Raw genomic sequence first — 22,858 nt, 5'->3', positions numbered from 1 at the left:
TTTTCGAACGGGGTTTCCGGACAATCGCATCGATCTGGATAAGCCCTTATCCAGAGCGGCGGAGGGACTGGCCCGATGAAGCCCGGCAACCGGCACGTCCGTGCCAAGGTGCCAATTCCAGCGGTAAGGCCTGAGCGGTGACTTACCGGCAGATAAGGGAGGCGACTCCTTTCCGTGCCGGTCGCCGGCCGGGCGGAAAGGTTTTTTTATGCGCAAAACCGGGGTTCGGTGAAGATGGACGCCGTGAGGAAGCTTTCGGCCGGAAGGGTTTCGCTTAGGCCGGAAAGGTTTCGCTTAGGAGGTTTCGCTTAGGAAGGAGGAGGCGGCATGCTCGCCGCGACCGCCCCGGTGGAAATCCCGCCCGATGAGGAGACGATCATTCGGCTCGAAAATGTACAAAAAGTATACGTAGGCCGCGGCGCGCCCGTCGAAGCGCTGAAAAACATCAACCTCACCATCCGCCGCGGCGAAATCTTCGGCGTCATCGGCGAAAGCGGCGCCGGGAAGAGCACCCTCATCCGGCTGATCAACTTTTTGGAGCGACCGACCGGCGGCCGGGTGTGGGTCGACGGCGTCGATCTGGCGACCCTTTCCCCGGAGGCGCTCCGGAAAAAACGGATGAAAATCGGCATGATCTTCCAGCACTTCAACCTGCTCTGGTCCCGCACGGTCTTTGAAAACGTCCGCTTTCCCCTCGAGCTCGCCGGTTGGCCGAAGGACCGGGCCCAGGCTCGGGTGGAAGCGCTTCTCGACCTCGTCGGCCTCCGGCACCGGCGGGACGCCTATCCGGCGCAGCTTTCCGGAGGGGAAAAACAGCGGGTCGGCATCGCCCGGGCCCTCGCCAACGAGCCAGACATCCTTCTGTCCGACGAGGCGACGAGCGCCCTTGACCCGAAGACGACGGACGACATCCTCGACTTGATCCTTTCGATCAACCGCCGCTTCGGCATCACCGTCGTCCTCATCACCCACGAGATGCACGTCATCGAAAAAATTTGCGATCGGGTCGCCGTCCTCGACCGGGGCGTGATCCAGGAGGTCGGACCGGTCCCGGACGTCTTCAGCCGGCCGAAGTCGGCCGTCGCCCGACGTTTCATCGCCGAAGTCTTTGATCCCCCCTCCGACGGCAAAGGCGCCTCCGGACCGGCGGAAGGGGACGGGCGGCGCACCGAGGCGCTCCGGCTCGTCTTCGTCGGCGCGGTCGCCGAAGCGCCGATCATCCACCGGCTCATCCGGAGCCACGACGTCGAGGTGAACATCCTCCGGGGGGAGATCAAGCGCCTGAAAGACGTCCCCTTCGGCACCCTGACCGTCCGCCTCACCGGAACGCCGGCGGAACTGACGGCGGCGCGGGCCTTTCTCACCGAAGCCGGCGTCATCGTCGAGGCGGTCACGCCGGCGTCGGAGGAGGTGACGGACGGTGCACTTTGAAAACGTCGTCGCGCACCCCGAGATCGTCGTCCAGGCGACGATCGAGTCGGTGTACATGGTGCTCCTGTCGCTTTTCTTCAGCGTCCTCATCGGCATCCCGCTCGGGGTGCTTCTCATCATCACCTCGCCGGGACATCTCTGGCCGAAGCGCTGGCTGAACGAAGCCCTCGGCGCCGTCGTCAACGTGTTCCGCTCGGTGCCGTACATCGTCCTCATCCTCTGGACGATCCCCGTCTCCCGGGCCCTCATCGGCACCTCCTACGGCACGAACGCGGCGATCATCTCCCTCGTCGCCGGCGCCGCGCCGTTTTTCGCCCGCCTCGTCGAAAGCGCGATGCGGGAAGTCGGCCGCGGCGTCATCGAGGCGGCTCAGGCGATGGGCGCCCGGACGGTCGACATCATCTGGAAAGTGCTCATCCCGGAGAGCCTTCCGGGAATCGTCTCCGGCATCACCGTCACCGCCGTCGCCCTCGTGAGTTACTCGGCGATGGCCGGCCTCGTCGCCGGCGGCGGCCTCGGCGCCCTCGCCTGGAACGAAGGCTACAACTCCTTCAAAAACGACATCCTCCTCGTCGCGACCGTCCTTCTCATCGCCATCGTCCAGGTGCTGCAGTGGATCGGCGACCGGATCGTTCGGCGGCTGGACAGGCGCTGACGGCCGGATCGGACGACCCTCGCGGCGCATTCCCATGCCAGGCCGCCCGTCTGCCCGCCCTTCATGCGCTTTTCGGACGCTCCCGCGCCCAGCCGGCGCGTTGACCATACACCTGGGTACCGCCGGAAAAGAGGCGGCGACGGCGCCGCAAAACGGCGTCCGACCGATTGATCCGCACGATCCTGAACCTTAAGGGGGGATTCGCATGTTCCGTCGCCCGTTCAAAGGCGGAGCCATCTTCCTCGTCCTCGCCGCACTTCTCATCCTCGGCGCCTGCGGCACGAAGACCGCGCCCGGTGAGGGAACCGGTCCCGCCGGCGGCGAAAGCAAAACCGACTCGGCGAAGCCGGAGACGCTCACCGTCGGCGCGTCGCAGGAGCCGCACGCCCAGATCTTAAATGACGTCGTCAAGCCGAAGCTCAAGGACGAAGGCATCGACCTCAAAGTCGTCGTCTTCCAGGATTACGTCCAGCCGAACGTCAAGCTCGCCGAAAAAGAACTGGATGCCAACTACTTCCAGCACATTCCCTTCCTCGAAAAGACCAACCAGGAAAAAGGGTATGATCTCATCCCCGTCTGCGGGGTCCACATCGAGCCGTTGGGCGCTTACGTCGCCAAGGGCAAAAACTACAAGTCGGCGGCCGATCTTCCCGACGGCGCCACGATCGCCATCACGAACGACCCGACGAACCAGGGGAGAATGTTGCTGCTTCTCGAGCGGGAGGGCTTGATCAAACTGGCCGAGGGGAAAGGGGCCAGCGCCACCACGACCGACATCGTCGAGAACCCGAAGCATCTGAAGTTCCTGCCCATGGACGCGCCGCTTCTTCCCCGGGCCCTTGAGGACCCGAAGGTCGATCTCGCCCTCATCAACACGAACTTTGCCCTTCAGGCCGGTCTGAACCCGACGAAAGACGCCATCTTCATGGAAGACAAGACGTCGCCGTACGTCAACGTCGTCGCCGTGCGGCCGGAGTCGAAGGAGGACCCGCGGATTCAAAAGCTCTGCGACGTTCTGCTTTCGGACGACGTCAAGCAGTATATCGAAGAGAAGTACCAGGGCGCCGTCGTCCCGGCGCAGGTCCGCTATTGAATCCTTGGCAAACGGCCCTTCGTTCCCGTTTGACCCGGCGAAAGGTCGGACCTTTCGCCGGGCTTTTTTCCGATTGACCGTAGAGAGCGGCCGGAGTATGCTGGGGAGGAAATCGATGAAAGGGTAAGGGGTGGAACGTTGAAATCGTTTCGGGCGCAAGACTGGGCGCCGCTTCTTCGGCCGTATGCCAGACCCGACCTCCGGTACAGCCTGTGGCAAGTGACGCATACCGGCCTTGCGCTTGTTGTGCTGTTTAGCCTGGCGTATCGCGCCGCCGCTTTTTTCCTGCCCCTTGCCCTCGCGATCGACGGTGTGGCGGCGCTTTTTCTGGTACGTTTGTTTATCTTGCAGCACGACGCCGGGCACGGCTCCCTTTTCCCCCGCCGGTGGATGAACGAGGCGTTCGGTTTTGCCAGCGGCGTGGTGACGCTCGTCCCGTACCACTCCTGGAAATGGCAGCATGCCCGCCATCACGCCACCAGCGGCAACCTGGACAAGCGCGGCGTCGGCGACATCCTGACGTGGACGGTCGACGAGTATTTGCGCGCCTCGCCGTGGGCACGCTTCAAGTATCGCGTCTATCGCAATCCGTGGGTCATGTTTTTCATCGGCCCGATCGCCGTGTTCATGATCGCCTATCGTTTTCCGCTCGGCTTCGGCGGAGAGAAGCCGTTCATCCGGAAAACCGTGGTGCTCACCAACCTCGTCATCGCCTTCGCCCTGGGAGGCGCCGCGTTGGTCTGGGGGGCGAAGGCCCTGCTCTGGGTCTATTTCCCGAGCCTGTACCTGGCGGGGATGATCGGTATTTTCCTGTTCTATGTGCAGCACCAGTTCGAGGATGCCTACTGGTCTTGCGATCCGGAGTGGGAATATGTTCGGGCGGCGATGGAAGGAAGCACGTATTTGAAACTGCCGCGACCGTTGCAATGGGTGACGGGGAACATCGGTTTTCACCACATTCACCACCTCGCTCCGGGCATCCCCAACTACCGGCTGGAAAAAGTGCAGAAAGAAGTACCGCTCGTCCGGGTGGCGCTGACGGTGACGCTCAAAGATGCGCTTTTCGTCGCCTTCGCCGACCTTCATCTGTTCGATGAAGCGACGCGGAAATTGATCGGGTTTCGCGACGTTGCCCCACGCCTCAAGAAGGGCCAAGCCGCCGCGAAGAAAGCCAAAGCCGGCGCCGGACCAAACGAGCGGAAAGCGAAGGCCCACGGGACGTGAGCGGAAACGGGAGTTCTGAACGCGCCGTCGCCGAAGCGGTTCTGGGCGACGCCGTCCCTCGATGCCGAACGCAGAATGAAGGGCGCATGCCTTCTGCCGAAATCTGCTATAATCGACGAGGGGGGATGTCCATGCAATACCGCAAGATCGGCAAAACCGGCCTGCGCGTCAGCGAGATCAGCCTCGGCAGCTGGCTTACATACGGTCGGTCGGTGGACCGGGAGACGGCCATCCGGACGATTCACCGCGCTTACGAACTCGGCATCAACTTCTTCGACACGGCGAACGTCTACGCCCGCGGGGAGGCGGAAAGGGTCGTCGGCGAGGCGCTCAGAGCGTTTCCCCGCGAATCGGTGGTGATCGCGACGAAAGTGTTCTGGCCGATGGGCGACGGTCCGAACGATCGGGGGCTTTCCCGCAAGCACATCATGGAGCAGGCCCACGCGAGCTTAAAGCGCCTCGGCGTCGACTACGTGGACATCTATTACGCCCACCGCTACGACCCCGAGACGCCGGTCGAGGAGACGCTCCGGGCCTTTGACGACCTCGTCCGGCAGGGGAAAGTCCTCTACGTCGGCGTGAGCGAGTGGACGGCGGCCCAGATTCGGGAAGCCCTTCAGGTCGCCGACCGCTACCTCCTCGACCGGATCGTCGTCAACCAGCCGGTGTACAACATGCTGAACCGCTACATTGAAAAAGAAATCATCCCCCTCGGAGAAAAAGAGGGCATCGGCCAGGTCGTCTTTTCCCCGCTCGCGCAGGGGGTACTCACCGGCAAGTACAAGCCCGGAGTCCCGGCGCCGGCCGGAAGCCGCGGCGCCGATCCGGAAGCCGGCGCCTTTGTCCAGCGGTATCTTACCGACGATCAGCTGAAAAAGGCCGAACAACTCGCGGCCCTGGCCCGAGAACTCGACCTCACCCCGGCCCAGCTCGCCCTGGCGTGGGTCCTCCGGCAACCCAACGTCGCGAGCGCCATCGTCGGCGCCACCCGACCGGAGCAGATCGAAGAAAACGCCAAAGCCTCCGGCGTCGTCCTTTCCGCCGATGTCCTCGAACGGATCGAAGCGATCTTAAACGGCGAAGGAGAGACCGTTCGGTGAGCCCCTTCTGGCGGAAGAAAACCGTCGAGGAAGCCCGGGAGCTCGCCGAAGAACGGGAATACAAGCTGAAGCGCGAGCTGGGACCGCTTCAGCTCATGCTCCTCGTTCTCGGCTCGACGATCGGTGCCGGCATCTTCGTCCTGCCGGGAACGGTCGCCCACCACTATGCCGGCCCCGGCGTCATCGCTTCGTTTGCCCTAAGCGGCCTCGTCACCATCGCCGTCGGCCTGGCTTACGTCGAATTCGCCTCGATGGTCCCGGTCGCCGGGAGCGCCTACACGTATGCCTACGTCGCCCTCGGCGAGATCCTCGCCTGGATCGTCGGCTGGGACCTCATCTTCGAGTTTACCGTCATCACTTCAACCGTCGCCGTCGGCTGGTCCGGCTACGTCGTCGAGATCGCCCGCTCCGCCGGCCTGTCGCTTCCGGAGCCCCTCACCCGGGACCTCGCCCACGGCGGCATCGTCAATCTGCCGGCCGTCTTGGGCCTCCTCCTCGTCGCGTCCATCGCTCTGGCCGGCATTCGTCTCGTCGGACAAGCGAACGCCTTATTTACGTGGATCAAGGTCGCCGCGATCCTCTTTTTCATCGCCGTCGGGGTCGGCTACGTCGATCCCGCCCACTGGCAGCCGTTTGCCCCGTACGGCTTAAGCGGCATCCTCACCGGCGCGGCCCTCGTCTTTTTTGCTTACACCGGCTTTGACGGCGTGACGACCGTCCTCGAAGAAGTCAAAAACCCCCAGCGGACGATCCCGATCGCCCTTCTCGGCGGGCTCATCCTGCTCACCCTCTTTTACGTCGTCGTCGCCGCGGTCATGCTCGGCATGGTGCCGTACACCGATCTCGACGTCCCGGACCCGGCGGCCTACGCCCTGGCCCGGGTCGGCATCCGCTGGGGAAGCGCGCTCCTTTCGGCGGCGGTCGTCTTCGGCCTCATCGCCACGATGCTCGGAAACGGCCTTTCCGCCACCCGCATCCTCTTCGCCCTCGGCCGGGACGGCCTTCTCCCGCCGGCGATCGCCCGCGTGCACCCGACCCGCCGGGTGCCGACGATGGCGACGGTCCTCGTCTTCGGCACCAGCATCATCCTCGCCGGCTTTCTCTCGATCGGCGAGCTCGCGGAGCTCGCCAACATCGGCGGACTTTCGGCCTTTTTGCTCACGACCGTCTCCGTCGTCGTCATGCGCTTCCGGCGACCGGATGAGCCGCGGGTCTTCAAAGTGCCGGCCCTCTGGCTGTTTGCCCCGATCGGCATCGTCGGCTCCCTCGTCCTCATCGCGTCTTTGCCGGCGGTGACGTTCGTCCGCTTCGGCCTCTGGCTCCTTCTCGGACTCGTCGTCTACTTCGGCTACGGCATCCGCCACGCCCGGATCGCCCGCTGAAGGGTCCCGGCAAGGGGCGGCACCGACCGTCAGCCATCGTCCGGCCGAAAGGAGCGCCGGACGAAGGGGAGGAGAAAGCCGGCGGCGGCCATAAACGCCGCCGGACCGCGGCAGGGCGCCGGCAGGACGTCCCAACCGGCAAGGGCGATGAGGACGGCGGCGGCGCGAACCGTCCACGGAGAGCGGAACACCGCCTCCGGCAGCCCCCAGACGGCCAAAAACGCCGCCCAGAGCCCGCCGAGGACGGCGGCAAAGCCGGGAAGGCCTGCCGGGAGCCAGCCGGCGCCGATGACGAGCTGATCGGCGCTTAAGGCGAGGTCGAGCAGGAGGACCGCGAAAAGCCCCTGGGCGATCGCCACCGCCCGCCGAAGCCCCGCCCATCGCGCGGGGACCGTTTCGCGTTCCGGGAGCGGAGGGCGGAACGACTGCCCGAGGATGAGGGCGGCCAGCCCGAACGCATACAGTCCCACCGGGCAGGCGACGGTCGGGCGGGCGAGCGCCGGCGCGATCTGTTGCATCGCCGACCCCCGGACGAGGGCCACCAGCGAGACCACTGCGAAAAGTGCCGGGCGGGAGAGGGCAAACCGCCGCCGAACGACGGCGGTGAGGACAAGGACGTTGTCGAGCTCCGTCACCGCGTTAAACAAAAGCGCCGGCCAAAACCCGTTCACCGATCGGCCTCCTCGCTGCCGCCGTTTCCGAACGCCTGGGTTTCCGGCTTTTTTCTCCTTTTTTGTTTATGACGGCCGGGCCGACCGGCATGACCGAAGCGACGCGAGGTGAAGCGACATCCGCCCCTTCGATTACGGTGACCTCGTCCTGTTCATCGATGCCAAAGGGCGTTCTTTCCTCCGCCGGCTCCGGCGGGGCCAGGTCGCCCAGACCCCCTCCGGGAGCATCGTCCGTCACGACGACGTCGTCGGCCGTCCCGAGGGAAGCCTCATCCCGACGAGCGCCGGCCAGACGGTGCTGGCGATTCGGCCGACGCTCGAAGACTACATCATGACGATGCCCCGCCGGACGCAGATTCTTTATCCGAAAGATCTCGGACGCATCCTCCTTCGCGGAGATCTTCGCCCCGGCGCCCGGGTGATGGAATCGGGCGTCGGCTCCGGCGCGGCGACGCTCGTCCTGCTTCGCGCCGTCGGCCCGGAAGGGTTGGTCGTCTCCTACGAGCGGCGGCCGGAGTTTGCCGAACTCGCCCGGGAAAACGTCCGCCGCTTTTTCGGCACCGATCCGCCGAACTGGCGCCTCGAAGTCCGGGACGTTTACCGCGGCATCGACGAGCGGGAGCTCGACCTTCTGCTCCTCGACGTGCCGGAGCCGGAGCAGGCGATCGCCGGCGCCGAGACGGCCGTCCGTCCCGGCGGCCTCCTTCTCGTCTGGCTGCCGACGACGAACCAGCTGCACAAGTTCGTCTCCTCCATCTCGGGCCGACCCGGCTGGGGACCGATCGAAGTCGAAGAACTCCTTCTTCGGCCGTGGCACGCCACGCCGGAAAGCGTTCGGCCGGACCACCGCATGGTCGCCCACACCGGCTTTCTCATCCGCCTGCGGCGCCTTGCGGCCGGCGTCGTCGTTGAGGCTGAGGGCGAAGCGGAAGGCGGGGCGGACGTTGATGGCGGTGCCGGCGCCGACGAAGAAACCGACGCGCGCGAGCGTTAAACGCAAACGTTAACGAAGCGCGATGATATCGCAGGGGTCAGGGACAAAACAGCGGGGAGGCGATGGAGATGTCCCGACGGTATGTCATCATCGGCGGCGATGCCGCCGGCATGAGCGCGGCGTCCCAGATCCGCCGCCTCGATCCGGATGCGACGATCGACGTGTTCGAGCGGGACAACGTCGTTTCATACGCCCAGTGCGGGCTTCCGTACTACATCGGCGGCCTCGTCCCTTCCGCCGAGCGCCTCGTCGCGCGGACAAAGCAAGAATTCGAGGAAAAATACAACATCCGGGTCCATCTCCGGCACGAGGCGACCGCCGTCGACCCGACCGCCAAAATCGTCGCCGTCACCGATTTCGCCACCGGAGACACCCGCACCGTTCCGTACGACAAGCTGCTCATCGCCACCGGCGCCCGGCCCATCCTGCCGGGGTGGGAAGGACGGGACCTCGCCGGCGTCTTTCCGCTGAAAACCCTCGGCGACGCCGAGCGGATCCTCGCCGACCTTCGGGACCGTCCCGTCGAGCGGGTCGTGATCATCGGCGGCGGCTACATCGGCCTCGAGATGGCAGAAGCGTTCCACCTCCTCGGGAAGACGGTGACCGTCCTCGACCTCGCGCCGCAGCTGGCCCTCACCTTTGACGCCGACATGGCGGACCTCGCCCGGGACGCCTTGGAGCGCCACGGCATCGCCGTCGGCCTCGGCGAAGAAGTGCGGCGCCTCGAAGGGGAAGGGGGGCGCGTCCGGGCCGTCGTCACGAACAAAAACACGTATCCCGCCGACCTCGTTCTGGTCGCCGTCGGCGTCGTGCCGAACAGCGAGCTTGCCCGGGAAGCCGGCGCCGAGCTCGGCCCGAAAGGCGCCATCCGGGTGAACGACCGGATGGAGACGAGCCTCCCGGATGTGTACGCCGCCGGCGACTGCGCCACGCAGTTCCACCGGATCAAGGGCGCCGACGACTTCGTCCCCCTCGGCACCCACGCCAACAAGCAAGGCCGGGTCGCCGGAACGAACATGACCGGTGGAGACGCCCGCTTCGCCGGCATCGTCGGGAGCGCGATCATGAAGGTGCTCGACATCGCCATGGGACGCACCGGCCTATCGAGCCGCGAAGCGGAGGCCCTCGGCGTGCCCTTCGAAACCGTCCGCATCCGTTCCCGGGCCCACGCCCGCTATTATCCCGACAACGCCGAGCTTCACGTGAAGCTCCTCTTCCGGCGCGACGACCGGCGCCTTTTGGGCGGACAGATTGTCGGCAAAGCCGGCGTCGACAAGCGGGTGGATGTCCTGGCGACGGCCCTCTACCACGGGATGACGATTGACGAGCTCGAAGCGCTGGATCTTTCGTACGCGCCGCCGTTCAACGCCGTCTGGGATCCGCTGCAGCAGGCGGCGACGGTGGCGAAAAAAGCCGATCGTCGGGCGGAGCGATAAACTTCCGTCCCGCTCGGTGCACACGCCGTCCCCGAACGGGACACGAGCTGCCGACGGTGACCGTCCGTGTCCAATCGTTGAACGGGCGGGGGCCGTTGGCGGCCGTTTTTATTGTACCCATGCTAAAAACCAGCAAAAACAAGCCCGATTCGACACCTTTGCAAACGAGCGGAAAATCCCTTTTCACGAGAAAGCGATTTCCCTTAAACTGAAAGTGAAAGAAAACACATTCTGCCCGTCACCGGCGGCCGGAGGCGGCGGCCGGCGGTCACCGGACGGGTCTTCAGAGAGGGGCGTGACCGATGAACGGCAACGACCGCGCCGACGGCGCCGCCAAACGGATGTGGACCGCCATCATTCTCCTGCTCGCCATCGTCTTCGTCCTCATCGTCGGCAACGAAATCCGCACCGCCCTGGCAACCGCCGGGAAAGGGCCGGAAAAAACGCCGGCCTCCGATGCCGCCGCTTCCGCCGGCGCCCAGGCGCCGACCACCGCCGTCCCGAAACCGAAGCCGGATTTGAGCCAGGTCCCCGACGGGCCGGAGGGAGAAGCGATCAAGTACGGCTACAGGCTGATGAACGAGACGAACACCCTCCTCCCGGATTACGTCGGCAACGACCTTTCCTGCTCCAGCTGTCACGCCAACGGCGGCATGGACGATACGTCGCCGTACTTAGGCGTCGCCGCCGTCTTCCCGCAGTACATTTCCCGTTCCGGCAAAGTGCTCACGCTGGAAGACCGCATCAACGGCTGCTTCATGCGCAGCATGAACGGCAAACCCCTCCCGTACAACTCCGACGAGATGCGGGCGATGGTCGCCTATCTCACCTTCATCTCCGAAGGCGTGCCGATCGGCATCAAAGAACGGCCGTGGATCGTGAAGAACCGGGTGGAAGCCTACCGGGACATGACGGCCCCGAACCTGGAAGAAGGGAAAAAGCTGTACGAGCAGGCTTGCGCCGCCTGCCACGGCCAAAACGGCGAAGGCACCGGCCCGACGACCGGCCCGGCCCTCTGGGGCGATCGCTCCTTCAACATCGGCGCCGGGATGGCCCGCATCGGCACGATGGCCGGCTACATCAAGCGCAACATGCCCCTCGGCCAGATGGGCGGCATCAAACAGGGGGAGCTCACCGACGAGCAGGCGGTGAACCTGGCCGCCTACATCCTCTCCCACGACCGGCCGGACTTCGCCCCCAAGGGGAAAGACTGGCCGAACGGCGACGCGCCGGACGACGCGGCGTACATCACCGACGCGGAGCGGGAAAAAGGCTTCGACCCGTCTTCGGCGCCGTGGTACAAAGGCTACGCCGAACGGGCGATCGAAGCCGCCAAATCCGCCAAATCGGGCGCCGGACAAAAGCGTTAGGACGAGGCCCGAACCCCTTCGGCCTCCGGAACGTACATTGCCGGTAGAACGGTGTTCTGCCGGCTTTTTGTTTTCCGCCGCGTTCCGGCTGGACGGGGCTCATCGGCGGATTGGGCGGCCGCGGCCCGACGATCCGGCGGCCGCTTGTTTCCACACCAGAAGGGCAAAAGGAGGCAGGTCGATGTCCAAATTGATCGTCCTCGATCCGGGGCATGGCGGCCGAGACCCCGGGGCGGTCGGTTTTGGGCTTACGGAAAAAGCGTCGGCGCTCGACCTGGCTCAGAAGATTCGCTCGGCGCTCCTCGACCGATACGACGTCCGGGTCGAGCTCACCCGGACGGAGGACGTCACCGTTCCGCTTGCCGATCGGGCAGCGTTTGCGAACCGGCTTCGGGCTGATTTTTTCTTTTCGGTCCATCATAACGCCTTCGACGGCCGGGCCCGGGGTTTTGAATCATATATCTATCGGGGCGCCGTCTCGCCCTTCACCGAAGTCGCCCAGCGGTGGATTCATGCCGAAATCATGCGGGCGCTTAAACCCTACGGCGTCGCCGATCGAGGGGTGAAGCGGGCCGACTTCGCCGTCCTCAGGCTGACGGCCATGCCGGCCCTACTCGGCGAATTTCTCTTTATCGACAATGCCGAAGACAATGCCCTCCTCCGGAATCCGGCGGCCCGGACGGCGATGGCCGAAGCGACCGCGGAAGGGTTGGCCCGGATGCTCGATCTCGCGCCGCGATCGTCCCCGCCGGCGCCCCTGTTGCCTCCGGAGACGGCCGGCCCTCCGGCATCGGACGCCACCGCCGGGACGCCCCTTCAACCTCCGACCCTTTTTTCGGCCGGGTCGCCGCTTTACCGCGTTCAGGTGGGCGCCTTTTCCGATCGTTCGAGCGCCGAGGCGCTTTTGCGGCGGTTGAAAACGCTCGGCTTTCACGACGCGTGGATCGTCGGACCGACGGAACGCTGAGCGGGCGCCGGTGAGGCGGGCGCCGAGCGACGAAGAAGGCGTGTTTAGGCTGGCGCTTGGCGACGCCGGCAAAACTTGACGACGCCATCAAAAAAGGATATATAGAAGTCAAAGCCGATCGTCGAAGGGCGCCCGAGCGCCCGCTCCGACATCCGCATAATCCGCAAGGCAAAGGCGCATAACCGGCGATGACGAAGGCCATGCGTCGGGGGCTTCTGCGGTCCAGAGAGGCGCGCCCGCGGCTGAAAGGCGGCCCCGCACCCCTCGACGTCCCCCCTTCGGAGCTCCTCGCGAAGAGCGAGGCGGCGGTGCTCCGATATCGGCACCGAGCGGGCCCGACCGGCGGACGGTTCCCTCCGGCCGCCGCCGGATCGGCCAACGAAGGTGGTACCGCGGAAGCGACGCTTTCGCCCTTCACGGGCGAAAGCGTTTTTTCGTATCAGGGGAGGGAAGCCGATGGCCCGATGGGTGGTGAAAATCGGCTCGAGCAGCCTGACCGGCGACGACGGCCGATTTCGGCCGGATCGGCTTGAAGCGCTGGTCGACGACATCGCCGGCCTACGGCGGGCGGGGCAGGCGGTCGTCCTCGTCTCCTCCGGCGCCGTCGCCCTCGGCCGGGACGCCCTCGGCTGGCGGCGGCCGCTGACGGTGCCGGAGAAGCAGGCGGCGGCCGCCGTCGGCCAGGGAATGCTCATGGAACACTATCGCCGGGCGGCGGCCCGGCACGGCCTCGTCGTCGGCCAGCTGCTTCTTTCCCGGGATGACTTCGACCACCGGGAGCGCTACCTCCATACCCGTTCGACGGCGGAGATGCTCCTTTCCCACGGGGTCCTTCCGATCATCAATGAAAACGACACCGTCGCCGTCGATGAAATCCGCGTCGGAGACAACGACACCCTTGCCGCCCGGGTGGCGATCGCCCTCGACGCCGAGCGGCTCGTCCTCCTCACGGACACCGACGGCCTCTACGAGGCCGACCCCCGCAAAGTCCCCGGCGCCCGGCGGATCGAGCGGGTCGAAGCGTGGGATGACGCCCTTCTTGCCCTCGCCGGCGGCGCCGGGACGAGCGTCGGCACCGGAGGCATGCGGACGAAACTCCTCGCCGCCCGCCTCGCCGTCCTCGCCGGAATCGACGTCATCATCGCCCGGGCGGAGCCCGGCGTCCTTCAGGCCCTCTACGCCGGAGAAAGCCGCGGCACCCGTTTTTTCCCGGCGAGGCGCTACGCGGGAAAAAAACGCTGGCTCGCCGCCGCGCTCCGGCCGGCCGGCGCGATCGTCGTCGACGCCGGCGCCCGGGACGCCCTCGTCGCCGGCGGAAAGAGCCTCCTTTTTCCGGGCATCGTCGCCGTCGAAGGGCAGTTCGACGAACACGCCACCGTCACCGTCCGGGGTCCGGACGGGGAGGAGATCGGCCGGGGGATCTCCCGATTCGGCGCCGCCGACCTCCGGCTTCTTCTGGAGCGCCGGGCGCGGGAAGGAAAGGGCGCCGTCCGGGGGATCGGCGTCGTCATCCACCGGGACGACTTTGTGCTCACCGTGCCGGCGGGCGGCGCCCGGCCGTCAAAAGACGCCCGACCATAAAAAGAAGACGCCCGGCTGTAAAATCCGTCACGGCTTCCTGGCGACTTCTCCCAAGCCGGTGATTTCTTCCAAAACGGGTGACTTCTTTCCTAGGAGGGATCGGCCATGTCGATGTCGACTTCGATGTCATCGCCGGATCCGGCGATCGCCGCCCGCAAGGCAGAGGTGGAGGCGCTCCTTCGCGCCGCCCGGGCCGCCGCCGGGGCGGTCGGCCGGGCCGAAACGGAAACGAAAAACGCCGTGCTTCGAACGATGGGGGAGGTCCTCTGGCGGGAGCGGGAAGCGATCCTCGCCGCCAACGCCGAGGACGTCCGCGAAGCCGCCGGACGGGGGACGCCGAGGGCCCGGCTGGACCGGCTCACGCTGACCGAAGGCCGCCTCCGGAGCATGATCGAAGGTCTGGAGGCCGTCGCGGCCCTGCCCGATCCCGTCGGCCGCGTCGCCGCCGCCTGGACGCGGCCGAACGGCCTCCGCATCGAAAAGGTCCACGTGCCGTTCGGCGTCATCGCCATCATCTACGAAGCGCGCCCGAACGTCACCGTCGACGCCGCCGCCCTGGCGCTCAAGGCCGGCTCTGCCGTCGTCCTCCGGGGGAGCCGGGACGCCCTGCGGACGAACAGCGCCCTCGTCGCGGCGCTTCAGGCGGCCCTAGAAGCCCGCGGCTTTCCGCCGTCGGCCGTGACCCTCATCAAGCGGCCCGAACGGGAAGTCGTCGACGACCTCATCACCGCTCGGGGGCTCATCGACCTCGTCATCCCGCGGGGCGGCGCCGGCCTCATCCGCCGAGTCGTCGACGGGGCGCGGGTGCCGGTGATCGAAACGGGCATCGGCAACAACCACCTGTACGTCGACCGGGCGGCGGACGTCGCCATGGCCGTCCGCCTCGCCGTCGACGCCAAGGTCGACCGGCCGTCGGTCTGCAACGCCATCGAGACCCTCCTCGTGCATCGGGAAATCGCCGAGGCGTTTCTTCCGGAAGCCGGCCGCGCCCTTTCCGGCCTCGGCGTCGAGCTTCGGGCCTGTCCCCGGGCGCTCGAGATCTTCGCGGCCCACGGCATTCCGGCCCGCCCGGCGACGGACGAGGACTATGCCGAAGAATTTCTCGACCTCATCCTCGCCGTTCGGGTGGTCGACGATCTGGACGAAGCGCTCCAGCACATCGCCCGGTACGGCACGAATCATTCCGAAGCGATCGTCACCGACGATCCGGAAGCCGCCCGGCGCTTTCTCACCGAAGTCGACGCCGCCGCCGTCTATCACAACGCGTCCACCCGCTTTACGGACGGTGGCGAATTCGGCTTCGGCGCCGAGATGGGCATCTCCACCCAGAAGCTTCACGCCCGCGGCCCGGTCGGCCTCCCGGAACTGACGACCGTTCGCTACCGAATCGTCGGTCACGGCCAGATTCGCGGCCCGGAGCGGGTCGGCGGCGGCGAGCGTTTGCCCGTTTAAGGCTTGGCGCTGGCCCCCGGCCGGCCTGGACGTCGGCCGGGGAACTGTTCGTTCTTTCCCTCTTTGGGCAAAAGCCCGTTTTCTCATCGGAGTTCGGCGCTTCGCCGAGGCAAGGAGGAGGGAGGGAAGGAGAGGCGACTCGACCAGCAAAGCCTTTTTCGAGCTAAGGACCGGTTTTTTGTGCTTTTTCATTGCTTCTCCAACCGGTTCCTCGCACGGCGCCGACAGCACCGGAATATCGTCATGGGTGTCCCATTCGGTCAGCGTGGCCCCGATAACGATCGGCCCCTCGGTAAAATGAGCCAGCCGCTCATAAAGCCGCGGGGCCATCTCGCGATTGCCCGCTTTTCTTTTGGCTTTTTCATCGCGGCCATTTTGAACCGAAGCGGATCGGCGGTGGCGAGCGCTTACCCGTTTCCGATCGGGTTTTTACCTTGCCAGCGCCGCCTCGGCGACGGTCGGATCGACCACCGCTTCATAGGGGAGAGGATGCTCAAGCCGCCCGGCTTCCCGGATGAGCTCGAGCGTTCGGGCGTAATCTTCTTTGGGCGGCAGCGGATCGTGGCTCCAGACGTCCTGGCTTCTCAGCCGTTCGAGAATCTTGAGGGCCACTTCCCGGTCAAGGCCGGAAAAGTCGTCTTTGAGCGCTTTGTAAACCGTCGCATCGTCATGTTCGAGCACATAGGTCTGTGCTCGGGCAATCGCCCGCGTAAAAGCGACGAAGGCGTCGCGATCGGTCTCCAACCGGGAACGCCGCGTCAAGTAAGACGTATACAGGACGGTCCCGGCCTCCTCGCCGAGGCCGGCCACGACATAACCTTTTCCGGCCCGCTCCACCTGGGAGGCAAACGGCTCAAATAGCTGAACGACGTCCCCCGTTCCGGCCATAAACGCCGGAGCCAGGTTGGCGTAATCGACGTTTTGCAGGTACTCGAGATCCCGGCCCGGCTCAAGGCCGTGTTTCCGCAAAATGTGCTGGGCGATCGTGTCGGGCATGCCCCCTTTCCTCTGGGCAAGATACGCTTTTCCGCGCAGATCTTCCCAGCGGAAATTCGGCATCGGCTCCCGGGCGACGAGAAAGCTTCCGTCCCGCTGCGTCAGGCGAGCAAAGACGACGATCGGATCGCTCGGGTTCTGGGCGTTGACGTAGACCGCCATTTCGGCGCCGACGAGGATGAGGTCCGCCTGCCCCGAAAGAAGCGCCGTCGTCACCTTGTCGCCCCCTTCTCCGGAGACGATCTCGACGTCGAGGCCTTCTTCCCGGAAAAAGCCGAGATTTTTCGCCACGTACTGCGGCGCATAGAAAAGCGAATGGGTCACCTCATAAAGCTTCAGCTTTTTGAGCGCCTTCGCCGGCGCCGCATCCTGCCTTCCGTCAGACGGGGCCACCTCCGCTCCCGATGCTCCTTTGCCGCCGCCAGCCGGCACCGATTCCGCTTGAGAGCCTTTCGGACCGTCCGGCGCTGTTTTCTGACAGGCGCCAAGAAGAACGAGGGAAGCGACGACGAACGCGGCGAGCGCCCAACGAATCCTTCGCCGCATCGTTCGAAATCCCCCGGCATGGTCCGGAGCCGCCATTTTGCTGCCTCCTTTCGTCGGTTAGGCGTTCGTCATACGATATGCGCCAGGAAAGAAGCCGGTGACGAACGTCGAAACAAAAACAGATTGGGTCCCCTTACGCCAGGGGAAAGCGCACCTGCAAAAATGAGGGATTGTCCTCGAGAAATTATTTATATATAGTCTAAGTGCGATCATAAATTCAATCCCTGGGTGAAGAGGAGGCGAACCGATGTATTTGCGCATCGACCGACTGCAGATCGAGCTGCCGCGGGTGACCGACCCCGATCCCGATGCGGCCGCCGCGGTTCAGGAGCTGTTCGGCGGGCGATTTGGCGAGATGTCGACCTTGATGAACTACACGATGCAGTCGTTCAATTTCCGGCAGAAAAAAGCGCTGCGCCCGTACTACAGCCTGATCGCCAACATCGCCGCCGAAGAGCTCGGCCACATCGAACTTGTCGCCAACACCGTCAACCTTTTGCTCGAAGGCTCCGTTGACGATCGACCGCCGACAGAAGCGCCCCTTGCCGGCGGGACGGCGAAGCGGAACAGCCACTTTTCCATCCTCACCGGCCGGACGGCGCTGGCGACCAACTCGATGGGCGCTCCGTGGCAGGGAGATTACGTGTTCAACAGCGGTGACCTCGTCCTCGATCTTTTGCACAATTTCTTTCTGGAAAACGGAGCCCGCATGCACAAACTCCGCGTCTATGAAATGACGACGCATCCGGTCGCCCGCGAGATGATCGGTTATCTCCTCGTCCGAGGCGGCGTCCATGCCCTGTCGTACGCCCTCGCCCTTGAATCTCTGACCGGCGTCGAGGTGAAGAAACTGTTGCCGATCCCGAAGATTTCCGACGAAAGAATTCCTGAGGCGAAAAAATACCGGGACCAAGGCCTGCACCGGCGTCTCTATCGCTTCAGCCCCGACGATTATCGCGAGATCGCGGCCCTTTGGAAAGGGGAGCATCCCGACGGCGGCACGCTCGACGTGGTCGACGGTCCGCCGGAAGGCGGGGAGATCCCCGATCTTGCAGCCATCCCGAACGCCTTCGCTCCTGGCTATCATCCGGAAGAACTGGCGGAGATTGCCGCGGCGATCATGAAGCGGAGCACGAGATTATAAGTAAAATGACACGAATGTAAAGGGCTTGCGTTTTTGCAAGCCCTTTTTTCGATGGATTGCACGATGCGATGAGGGAAGATTCCGGGAAAGGATCGATGGAACGGCGTGATCGTTATGGTATAATGATACGATAGATGCGACGGGATGATGAACTCGGGCTTGCGATCATTCTCAGAAGCCGGGATCGTGAAAAAAGGGAAGGAAGCGAGGAAGCAGAAGCGGAAAGTGAATCAAGAAAGAATGCAAGAAAGGATGAAGTCGGGCGAATGAAAGGGAAGAAAGGGGGATCGCTCCTAATGGCAGGCCGCCGGCCGAATTCGACGGAAACAATCGCTCGGCGGATCCTCTCGACGGATTTTAGGCGGCCGGTGCCTTCCTTTGAAACCGGAACGGCGATCCACGAAGACGGCACGAACACGCCAACGCGTATGGCCGGAATCGTTTTGGTCATGTTGTCGAAAGGATCGACGCCGGACATCTCGCTCATCTGAACGCCGTCCGGCGCCGGCGTCCTTCGGGTCGGCCTGTACGACACCGAGGCGGGCAAATTCATCTGGATCGACTCGGGCCTCAAGCTGCCCTTCGAACCGTCCTGACGGTGCCGAAAGACGGACATTACAGCGTCGCGCTCGGCAACAAGACCGATGAGATGCTCTTTGTGATGTGTTTGTGATGAGAAGGGATGGTATGCGTATTGAACGGACGGATGCGAAAAACGACCGGGGCGATCGGACGGACTTTGCTTTTTTCCTTTGCCGCTTCCCTTATTTTTCCGATCGCCTTCGCCGCCTTGCTCTCCGCCTGCAGCGCGGAATCGGATCGCCGGCCGCCGGAAGCTTCGACGCCGGATCCGGAACGCTCGCCGGGCGCTGCGATTTCCATGCGGGGACACCTGGCGGCCGTCGACCGGGAAAACGGGCGCCTCGTCCTGACCCGCCTGAACGTCGATGCCGCCGGTCGTCCGATCGTCGCCGTGGAGACGTTCCGCTATGGCGAAGGGACGTCGATTACTGACCCCTCCGGGACGCCACTGCCTGCGGAGTCCCTTCGCCTCGGCGATTTCTTGGACGTCAGCGGGGCCGGTGGGGAAGAGCAGGGTGCGATTCCGACGCTGAATAAGATCGTCCGGCTCGAGAAAGGGATCGCGACGCCGGATGGAGACGCAAGCGGTGAAAAAGCGAACCAACCGGTTGCCGACGGGGACGCCGCAACGTCCGACGTTGCCGCGCTCGTCCGAAAGGCCTTTGCCGTCCTCGAGGCCTGGAAAAAGGAAACGGATTTTTCCACGTTGATCACGGAAGAAGCAGGGGAGGCGGCAAAGTCCGAAGCCGGACCGCCGGGCGCGATCTGGGCCATCTCCGGGGTGGCGCCGCTTGCCGGCGACGGGACGTGGGTCGTCTCGTTCGTCGACGCGTCGCTGTCTTTCGGCCAAGCCGTGCTCGTTCACCGTGACGGCGACGCGACGAACGCCGAGGTGATCACGGCGAAACCGGTCGTGATGAAAAATGCAGCATTTCGCGTTTTCCGGCCGCTCCCATATACGGTGCAAAAAGGAGATTTCCTCATCGAAGGAGAGGCGCGCGTCTTTGAGGGCGTCTTTCACTGGTCGCTCGATGACGGTCATGTCGAATATGGCGGCGACGACGTCCAGCTTGATCGAGCCGCGCCTGCCTGGGCGCCGTTTCGTATCCGTATCGACAAATACGACGGTTCGGCCACCAATCCGTTTTTGAATCTCAATTTGTTCACGCGTTCGCCGAAGGACGGCGAGCCGGACAACCGGCTTACGATTCCGCTCATGGCAAACTCGCTCAGGCCGCTCGACAGCACGAATCCTTAGCCCCGAACCATAGACGCAAGCCCCGAACCATACGGTCAGACGAGCTTGGCGAAAGCCCCGACTTCCGTGCGGCGCGCGGCGGTCGGCGGCTGGTCTCTTTGTCCCTTTTTAGTTTACATGTTTACATAATGTACATTATCGGGCGTAATGTCACGTAACGAAGGGAAACGCGACTCGGATGAGATCTTGCCGCATACCTTTTCTTCTTTCCGTCATTCCGATGCTCGACCCTGTCGTTCCATGAAGCGCCGGCGAAAAACGGGCGGGCTCCGTCCCACACCGCCGGTCGGACAATGCCATATGGTAAGAGCGAAAGGAGGTGCAGCGCATGACCCACGCCGGAACGCCGTATGTCGGCGGTATGAGCCTGTTTGCCTTCGCGATCGTCATCTACGTGCTCCTCGTCATCGTCCTCGATGGTCGTTGGTGGGCGTAATCATCTCGTCGCCGCCGCGCTGCCGAAGGCGGCCGAGGAGACTCCGCAAAGGAGGTGACCGAGATGGCCTTCGCTTCGGCTCAGGCGGGCACGACCCCGGCCGTGACGTACGGCTACGGCGTCGGCAGCGTCTTCGCCTTCGCCGTCGTCATCTACGTCCTGCTCGTCATCATCCTTCGGGCCGGCATCATCGCCTGAAGGACGATGGGACCCCTACAATTGAAAAACCGGGAAAGCTTCGGCTTTCCCGGTTATTGTTTCTTCCGTCATCATCTACCGTCATCCGGAACGGGGCCCCGAGATGTTTAGTCGCTCTTGGAATCCAGCACGCCGGGAGACACCGGATCAGCCCCCGTAACGCGGTCGATGTGACGCATCGGAAAACGCGGATTCATAACGCGCGACATGGCCCGATCTTTTCTTCCGCGTCGCGGATCTGTTCAGCGATGAGAAGCAGCCTTTTTTTATCTTCATGACAATGAATGTTTTTGTTATATTTTTTTATGAATGCCTTAATCTCATTAATCAAATCGCAAAAGAGGGCCTTTTTCCCGTACGTGATGGAATGGTGCATGTTTTCGATGACCACATGACCGTTGGTTGCGGTGAAGTGACATCGGTTCTGTACGGAATAACCGATCGGCTCTATTTTAAAATGATCTATTTTCCGTGATAATAAATCTACAAATTTATCAAGCAAAGTGTAGATCGTTAAATATAATAATTCCGTTTTTATTTCTACGCCGTCTTTTTTGTTATAGAACAAAAGGGTTGCATCCCAGGAAAAGCGTTCATCATCCGGCGTTTCCGTTGCTTCTTCCGAGGATTCCTCCAATAACAGAATTTTTACGCCCATAGGTATCCTCCTCTGATTTCTGATCCGTTCCTCAACTCATAGACACATATCCCGGCGAAGGGATACCGCCCCGGTTGCGTCCTGCTTCATCCACCGGCAGCCCCGAACACGACGATGGCACACGCCGCCTCCGGCCGAATTCACGTGTTCACGTGGCAAACCCGCATTCCTCGACGGCGCGACGCCGAACGGCGTTCGGACAAGGAGCTCACCTCGATGTCACGTGCCGGCTCAAAAATCCCCCGGCTGCATCCGGTTCGATCCCTCCCCCTTCGTCGTCGCAGAGCACGATCGTAACCTCCGCTCCGCCGCTCGGCCGGTTGGCGGCGACGATCGAACCGCCGTGGGCTTCGACGAAGCCTTTCGCGATGGCGAGCCCCAGACCCGTCCCGCCGTCCTTGCGCGACCGACCTTTGTCGCTCCGGTAAAAGCGCTCAAAGACATACGGCAGATCCTCCGGGGAAAATCCCGGGCCCGGATCCCGGATGGCAAGGGAAAGGCATTGCCCCTCCCGCCGGCCGTCGATTTCGATCGTCTCCCCCGGCGGCGTGACCTTTAAGGCATTGCCGAAGACGTTCACGAGCACCTGTTCCATTCGCGCCCGGTCGATGAACGCCCAAAGAGGCCGCGGGCGGAAGGCCGCCCGCACCTCGACGCCGGCGTCTTCGATCGCCGGTTGAAAAGCGGCCAGCACCTTTTCCACCAGCGCCGCCAGGTCCGTCCGTTCCCGGTGAAGAGGGAGCTTGCCGGCATCGGCAAGCGATAGATTCTGCAAGTCCTGAAGGATGTGCCCCATCCGGAGCGCCTCATCGTGTAAAAGGGCCAGCCGCTCCGGTGTCGCCGCCCGGGGATTTTCCAGCATCGCTTCCAGGTGGCCCCGCATGATCGAGACCGGTGTCCGGAGCTCGTGGGCCACATCGGCGATCAAATTTTTGCGCACCGCCTCCAGGCGATCGATTTCGTCCGCCATGTGGTTGAACGCCCGGGCGAGCTCGGCGATCTCATCCCGGCCTTCCGCCCGAGCCCGGACGCTCCGGTCGCCCCGGGCCAGAGCACGAATCGCCGCCTCCAGCGCCTGAAGGGGGCGCGTTGTCCGGGAAGCCAGCCCGGCGCCGAAAAAAAGCGCCAGCCCGAGGGAGATGCCGGCGCTCAGCCAGACGGCGCGGCCCACCGACCGCTTGAACGTCGCCTCCAGAGCCGTAAGGCGCTCTGAGGCCGGCGAGGTGGCGAGAAGATAACCGACGACGGCGCCGCGAACGGCGATCGGCCGGCCCTGCGCCCGCACCGTCGCCGGATCCAGCCGCACGCCAAGCGCATCACCGCGACTGTCGGCGACGACGATGCCGTCGGCGTCGACGACCCGGTACCGCTCGATCGGTGGCCCCGCCGTCCACCGCTCCGGCCGCTCGAAGGACCGGCTCCCGGGGAGCCGGTCCCCATCTCCGGGTGGTCGACCGCTTCGGTTGACAAAGCCGAGCCACCGGTCGACGCCCGCCCAGCTTCCGTGGCGGGCATAGTAGTCGGCCAGCGCTTCGACGAGGGCATCGGTGCGGACCGACCGGATCGCCTGGGTAAAGCGGACGGCGCTGCGTTCGAGCAAGGCCGAGGCGACGAAGCCGACGAGGACGGTGGAAAACAGCGCGACGGCGGAAAAGGCGAGCACAAGCCGCGTCCCGAACCGCAC

Annotated in this window: 21 protein-coding genes, 1 pseudogene and 1 riboswitch; of the genes and pseudogenes, 17 read left to right on the top strand and 5 right to left on the bottom strand. The window is 64.3% G+C overall.

Annotation, left to right across the window (positions count from 1 at the left end; all coding sequences use genetic code 11):
- The first annotated feature begins 43 nt into the window (after nucleotides 1-43).
- Nucleotides 44-159: riboswitch (SAM riboswitch) on the top strand.
- Nucleotides 160-327: 168 nt separating this feature from the next.
- The 6 genes from SA87_RS01660 to SA87_RS01635 all read left to right on the top strand — a co-directional run bounded on the left by SA87_RS01660 (nucleotide 328) and on the right by SA87_RS01635 (nucleotide 6,885).
- Nucleotides 328-1,431, top strand: a complete 1,104-nt coding sequence (locus SA87_RS01660) for a methionine ABC transporter ATP-binding protein (RefSeq protein WP_245637599.1) — start codon at nucleotides 328-330, stop codon at nucleotides 1,429-1,431.
- A gap of 55 nt (nucleotides 1,432-1,486) precedes the next feature.
- Nucleotides 1,487-2,086, top strand: a complete 600-nt coding sequence (locus SA87_RS01655; RefSeq protein WP_082718525.1) for a methionine ABC transporter permease — start codon at nucleotides 1,487-1,489, stop codon at nucleotides 2,084-2,086.
- Nucleotides 2,087-2,291: 205 nt separating this feature from the next.
- Nucleotides 2,292-3,179 (top strand): MetQ/NlpA family ABC transporter substrate-binding protein, encoded by an 888-nt coding sequence (locus SA87_RS01650; protein ID WP_066198175.1) that lies wholly within the window; start codon nucleotides 2,292-2,294, stop codon nucleotides 3,177-3,179.
- A 138-nt stretch (nucleotides 3,180-3,317) separates the two neighbouring features.
- On the top strand, nucleotides 3,318-4,403 hold the full coding sequence (locus tag SA87_RS01645) for a fatty acid desaturase (protein WP_066442250.1): 1,086 nt from the start codon (nucleotides 3,318-3,320) through the stop codon (nucleotides 4,401-4,403).
- Nucleotides 4,404-4,534: 131 nt separating this feature from the next.
- Entirely contained in the window at nucleotides 4,535-5,503 is a 969-nt protein-coding gene (locus tag SA87_RS01640) for an aldo/keto reductase family protein (RefSeq protein ID WP_066198318.1), read from the top strand.
- Nucleotides 5,500-6,885, top strand: coding sequence for an amino acid permease (locus SA87_RS01635; RefSeq protein WP_066198171.1), 1,386 nt, complete (start codon nucleotides 5,500-5,502; stop codon nucleotides 6,883-6,885). Before SA87_RS01640 ends, SA87_RS01635 begins: the two co-directional genes overlap by 4 nt.
- 29 nt (nucleotides 6,886-6,914) lie before the next feature.
- Here SA87_RS01635 and SA87_RS01630 read toward each other — a convergent pair whose 3' ends face one another.
- Nucleotides 6,915-7,556, bottom strand: coding sequence for a hypothetical protein (locus tag SA87_RS01630; protein ID WP_066198168.1), 642 nt, complete (start codon nucleotides 7,554-7,556; stop codon nucleotides 6,915-6,917).
- Between the two features lie 118 nt (nucleotides 7,557-7,674).
- Here SA87_RS01630 and SA87_RS14320 point away from each other — a divergent pair.
- The 7 genes and pseudogenes from SA87_RS14320 to SA87_RS01590 all read left to right on the top strand — a co-directional run.
- A pseudogene (locus SA87_RS14320) lies at nucleotides 7,675-7,818 on the top strand (hypothetical protein); the annotation flags it as partial.
- Between the two features lie 33 nt (nucleotides 7,819-7,851).
- Nucleotides 7,852-8,550 carry a tRNA (adenine-N1)-methyltransferase gene (locus tag SA87_RS01620; RefSeq protein ID WP_066198164.1) on the top strand — a complete coding sequence of 233 codons (699 nt, stop codon included), beginning with the start codon at nucleotides 7,852-7,854 and terminating at the stop codon, nucleotides 8,548-8,550.
- Between the two features lie 68 nt (nucleotides 8,551-8,618).
- Nucleotides 8,619-9,986 carry an FAD-dependent oxidoreductase gene (locus SA87_RS01615; protein ID WP_066198315.1) on the top strand — a complete coding sequence of 456 codons (1,368 nt, stop codon included), beginning with the start codon at nucleotides 8,619-8,621 and terminating at the stop codon, nucleotides 9,984-9,986.
- A gap of 302 nt (nucleotides 9,987-10,288) precedes the next feature.
- Entirely contained in the window at nucleotides 10,289-11,356 is a 1,068-nt protein-coding gene (locus SA87_RS01610) for a c-type cytochrome (RefSeq protein ID WP_066198162.1), read from the top strand.
- Between the two features lie 181 nt (nucleotides 11,357-11,537).
- Nucleotides 11,538-12,323 (top strand): N-acetylmuramoyl-L-alanine amidase, encoded by a 786-nt coding sequence (locus tag SA87_RS01605; protein ID WP_066198159.1) that lies wholly within the window; start codon nucleotides 11,538-11,540, stop codon nucleotides 12,321-12,323.
- A 456-nt stretch (nucleotides 12,324-12,779) separates the two neighbouring features.
- Nucleotides 12,780-13,904 carry a glutamate 5-kinase gene (gene proB / locus SA87_RS01595; protein WP_066198154.1) on the top strand — a complete coding sequence of 375 codons (1,125 nt, stop codon included), beginning with the start codon at nucleotides 12,780-12,782 and terminating at the stop codon, nucleotides 13,902-13,904.
- 111 nt (nucleotides 13,905-14,015) lie between these two features.
- A complete protein-coding gene (locus SA87_RS01590; RefSeq protein WP_245637598.1) occupies nucleotides 14,016-15,356 on the top strand; it encodes a glutamate-5-semialdehyde dehydrogenase in 1,341 nt (446 codons plus the stop codon).
- Between the two features lie 429 nt (nucleotides 15,357-15,785).
- On the opposite strand, the gene SA87_RS01585 is transcribed toward SA87_RS01590, so the two are convergent.
- On the bottom strand, nucleotides 15,786-16,898 hold the full coding sequence (locus SA87_RS01585) for an ABC transporter substrate-binding protein (protein ID WP_169816883.1): 1,113 nt from the start codon (nucleotides 16,896-16,898) through the stop codon (nucleotides 15,786-15,788).
- Between the two features lie 247 nt (nucleotides 16,899-17,145).
- Between SA87_RS01585 and SA87_RS01580 the strand changes: the two genes are divergently transcribed.
- Together SA87_RS01580 and SA87_RS01575 are read left to right on the top strand one after the other, a co-directional pair.
- Entirely contained in the window at nucleotides 17,146-18,042 is an 897-nt protein-coding gene (locus SA87_RS01580) for a manganese catalase family protein (protein WP_066198151.1), read from the top strand.
- Nucleotides 18,043-18,176: 134 nt separating this feature from the next.
- Complete coding sequence (locus tag SA87_RS01575) at nucleotides 18,177-18,533, top strand: hypothetical protein (RefSeq protein WP_066198148.1); 357 nt, start codon at nucleotides 18,177-18,179, stop codon at nucleotides 18,531-18,533.
- A gap of 124 nt (nucleotides 18,534-18,657) precedes the next feature.
- On the opposite strand, the gene SA87_RS13405 is transcribed toward SA87_RS01575, so the two are convergent.
- A complete protein-coding gene (locus SA87_RS13405) occupies nucleotides 18,658-18,924 on the bottom strand; it encodes a hypothetical protein (RefSeq protein ID WP_169816882.1) in 267 nt (88 codons plus the stop codon).
- Here SA87_RS13405 and SA87_RS01570 point away from each other — a divergent pair.
- Nucleotides 18,923-19,882 carry a Gmad2 immunoglobulin-like domain-containing protein gene (locus tag SA87_RS01570; protein ID WP_169793363.1) on the top strand — a complete coding sequence of 320 codons (960 nt, stop codon included), beginning with the start codon at nucleotides 18,923-18,925 and terminating at the stop codon, nucleotides 19,880-19,882. The genes SA87_RS13405 and SA87_RS01570 overlap by 2 nt on opposite strands.
- 490 nt (nucleotides 19,883-20,372) lie before the next feature.
- The gene (locus SA87_RS12960) at nucleotides 20,373-20,516 is read left to right on the top strand and encodes a hypothetical protein (protein ID WP_156423675.1); all 144 of its coding nucleotides are present in this window, start codon (nucleotides 20,373-20,375) and stop codon (nucleotides 20,514-20,516) included.
- A gap of 193 nt (nucleotides 20,517-20,709) precedes the next feature.
- Here SA87_RS12960 and SA87_RS12955 read toward each other — a convergent pair whose 3' ends face one another.
- Nucleotides 20,710-21,174 carry a hypothetical protein gene (locus SA87_RS12955; RefSeq protein ID WP_156423674.1) on the bottom strand — a complete coding sequence of 155 codons (465 nt, stop codon included), beginning with the start codon at nucleotides 21,172-21,174 and terminating at the stop codon, nucleotides 20,710-20,712.
- 208 nt (nucleotides 21,175-21,382) lie between these two features.
- Entirely contained in the window at nucleotides 21,383-22,858 is a 1,476-nt protein-coding gene (locus SA87_RS01560; RefSeq protein ID WP_066198139.1) for a sensor histidine kinase, read from the bottom strand.

This window comes from Hydrogenibacillus schlegelii, assembly GCF_001653195.1.
Taxonomy (GTDB): Bacteria; Bacillota; Bacilli; order Thermicanales; family DSM-22653; genus Hydrogenibacillus; species Hydrogenibacillus schlegelii.
Note: the sequence above shows the minus strand (reverse complement) of the source record. Positions and strands in the feature narration are given on the sequence as shown.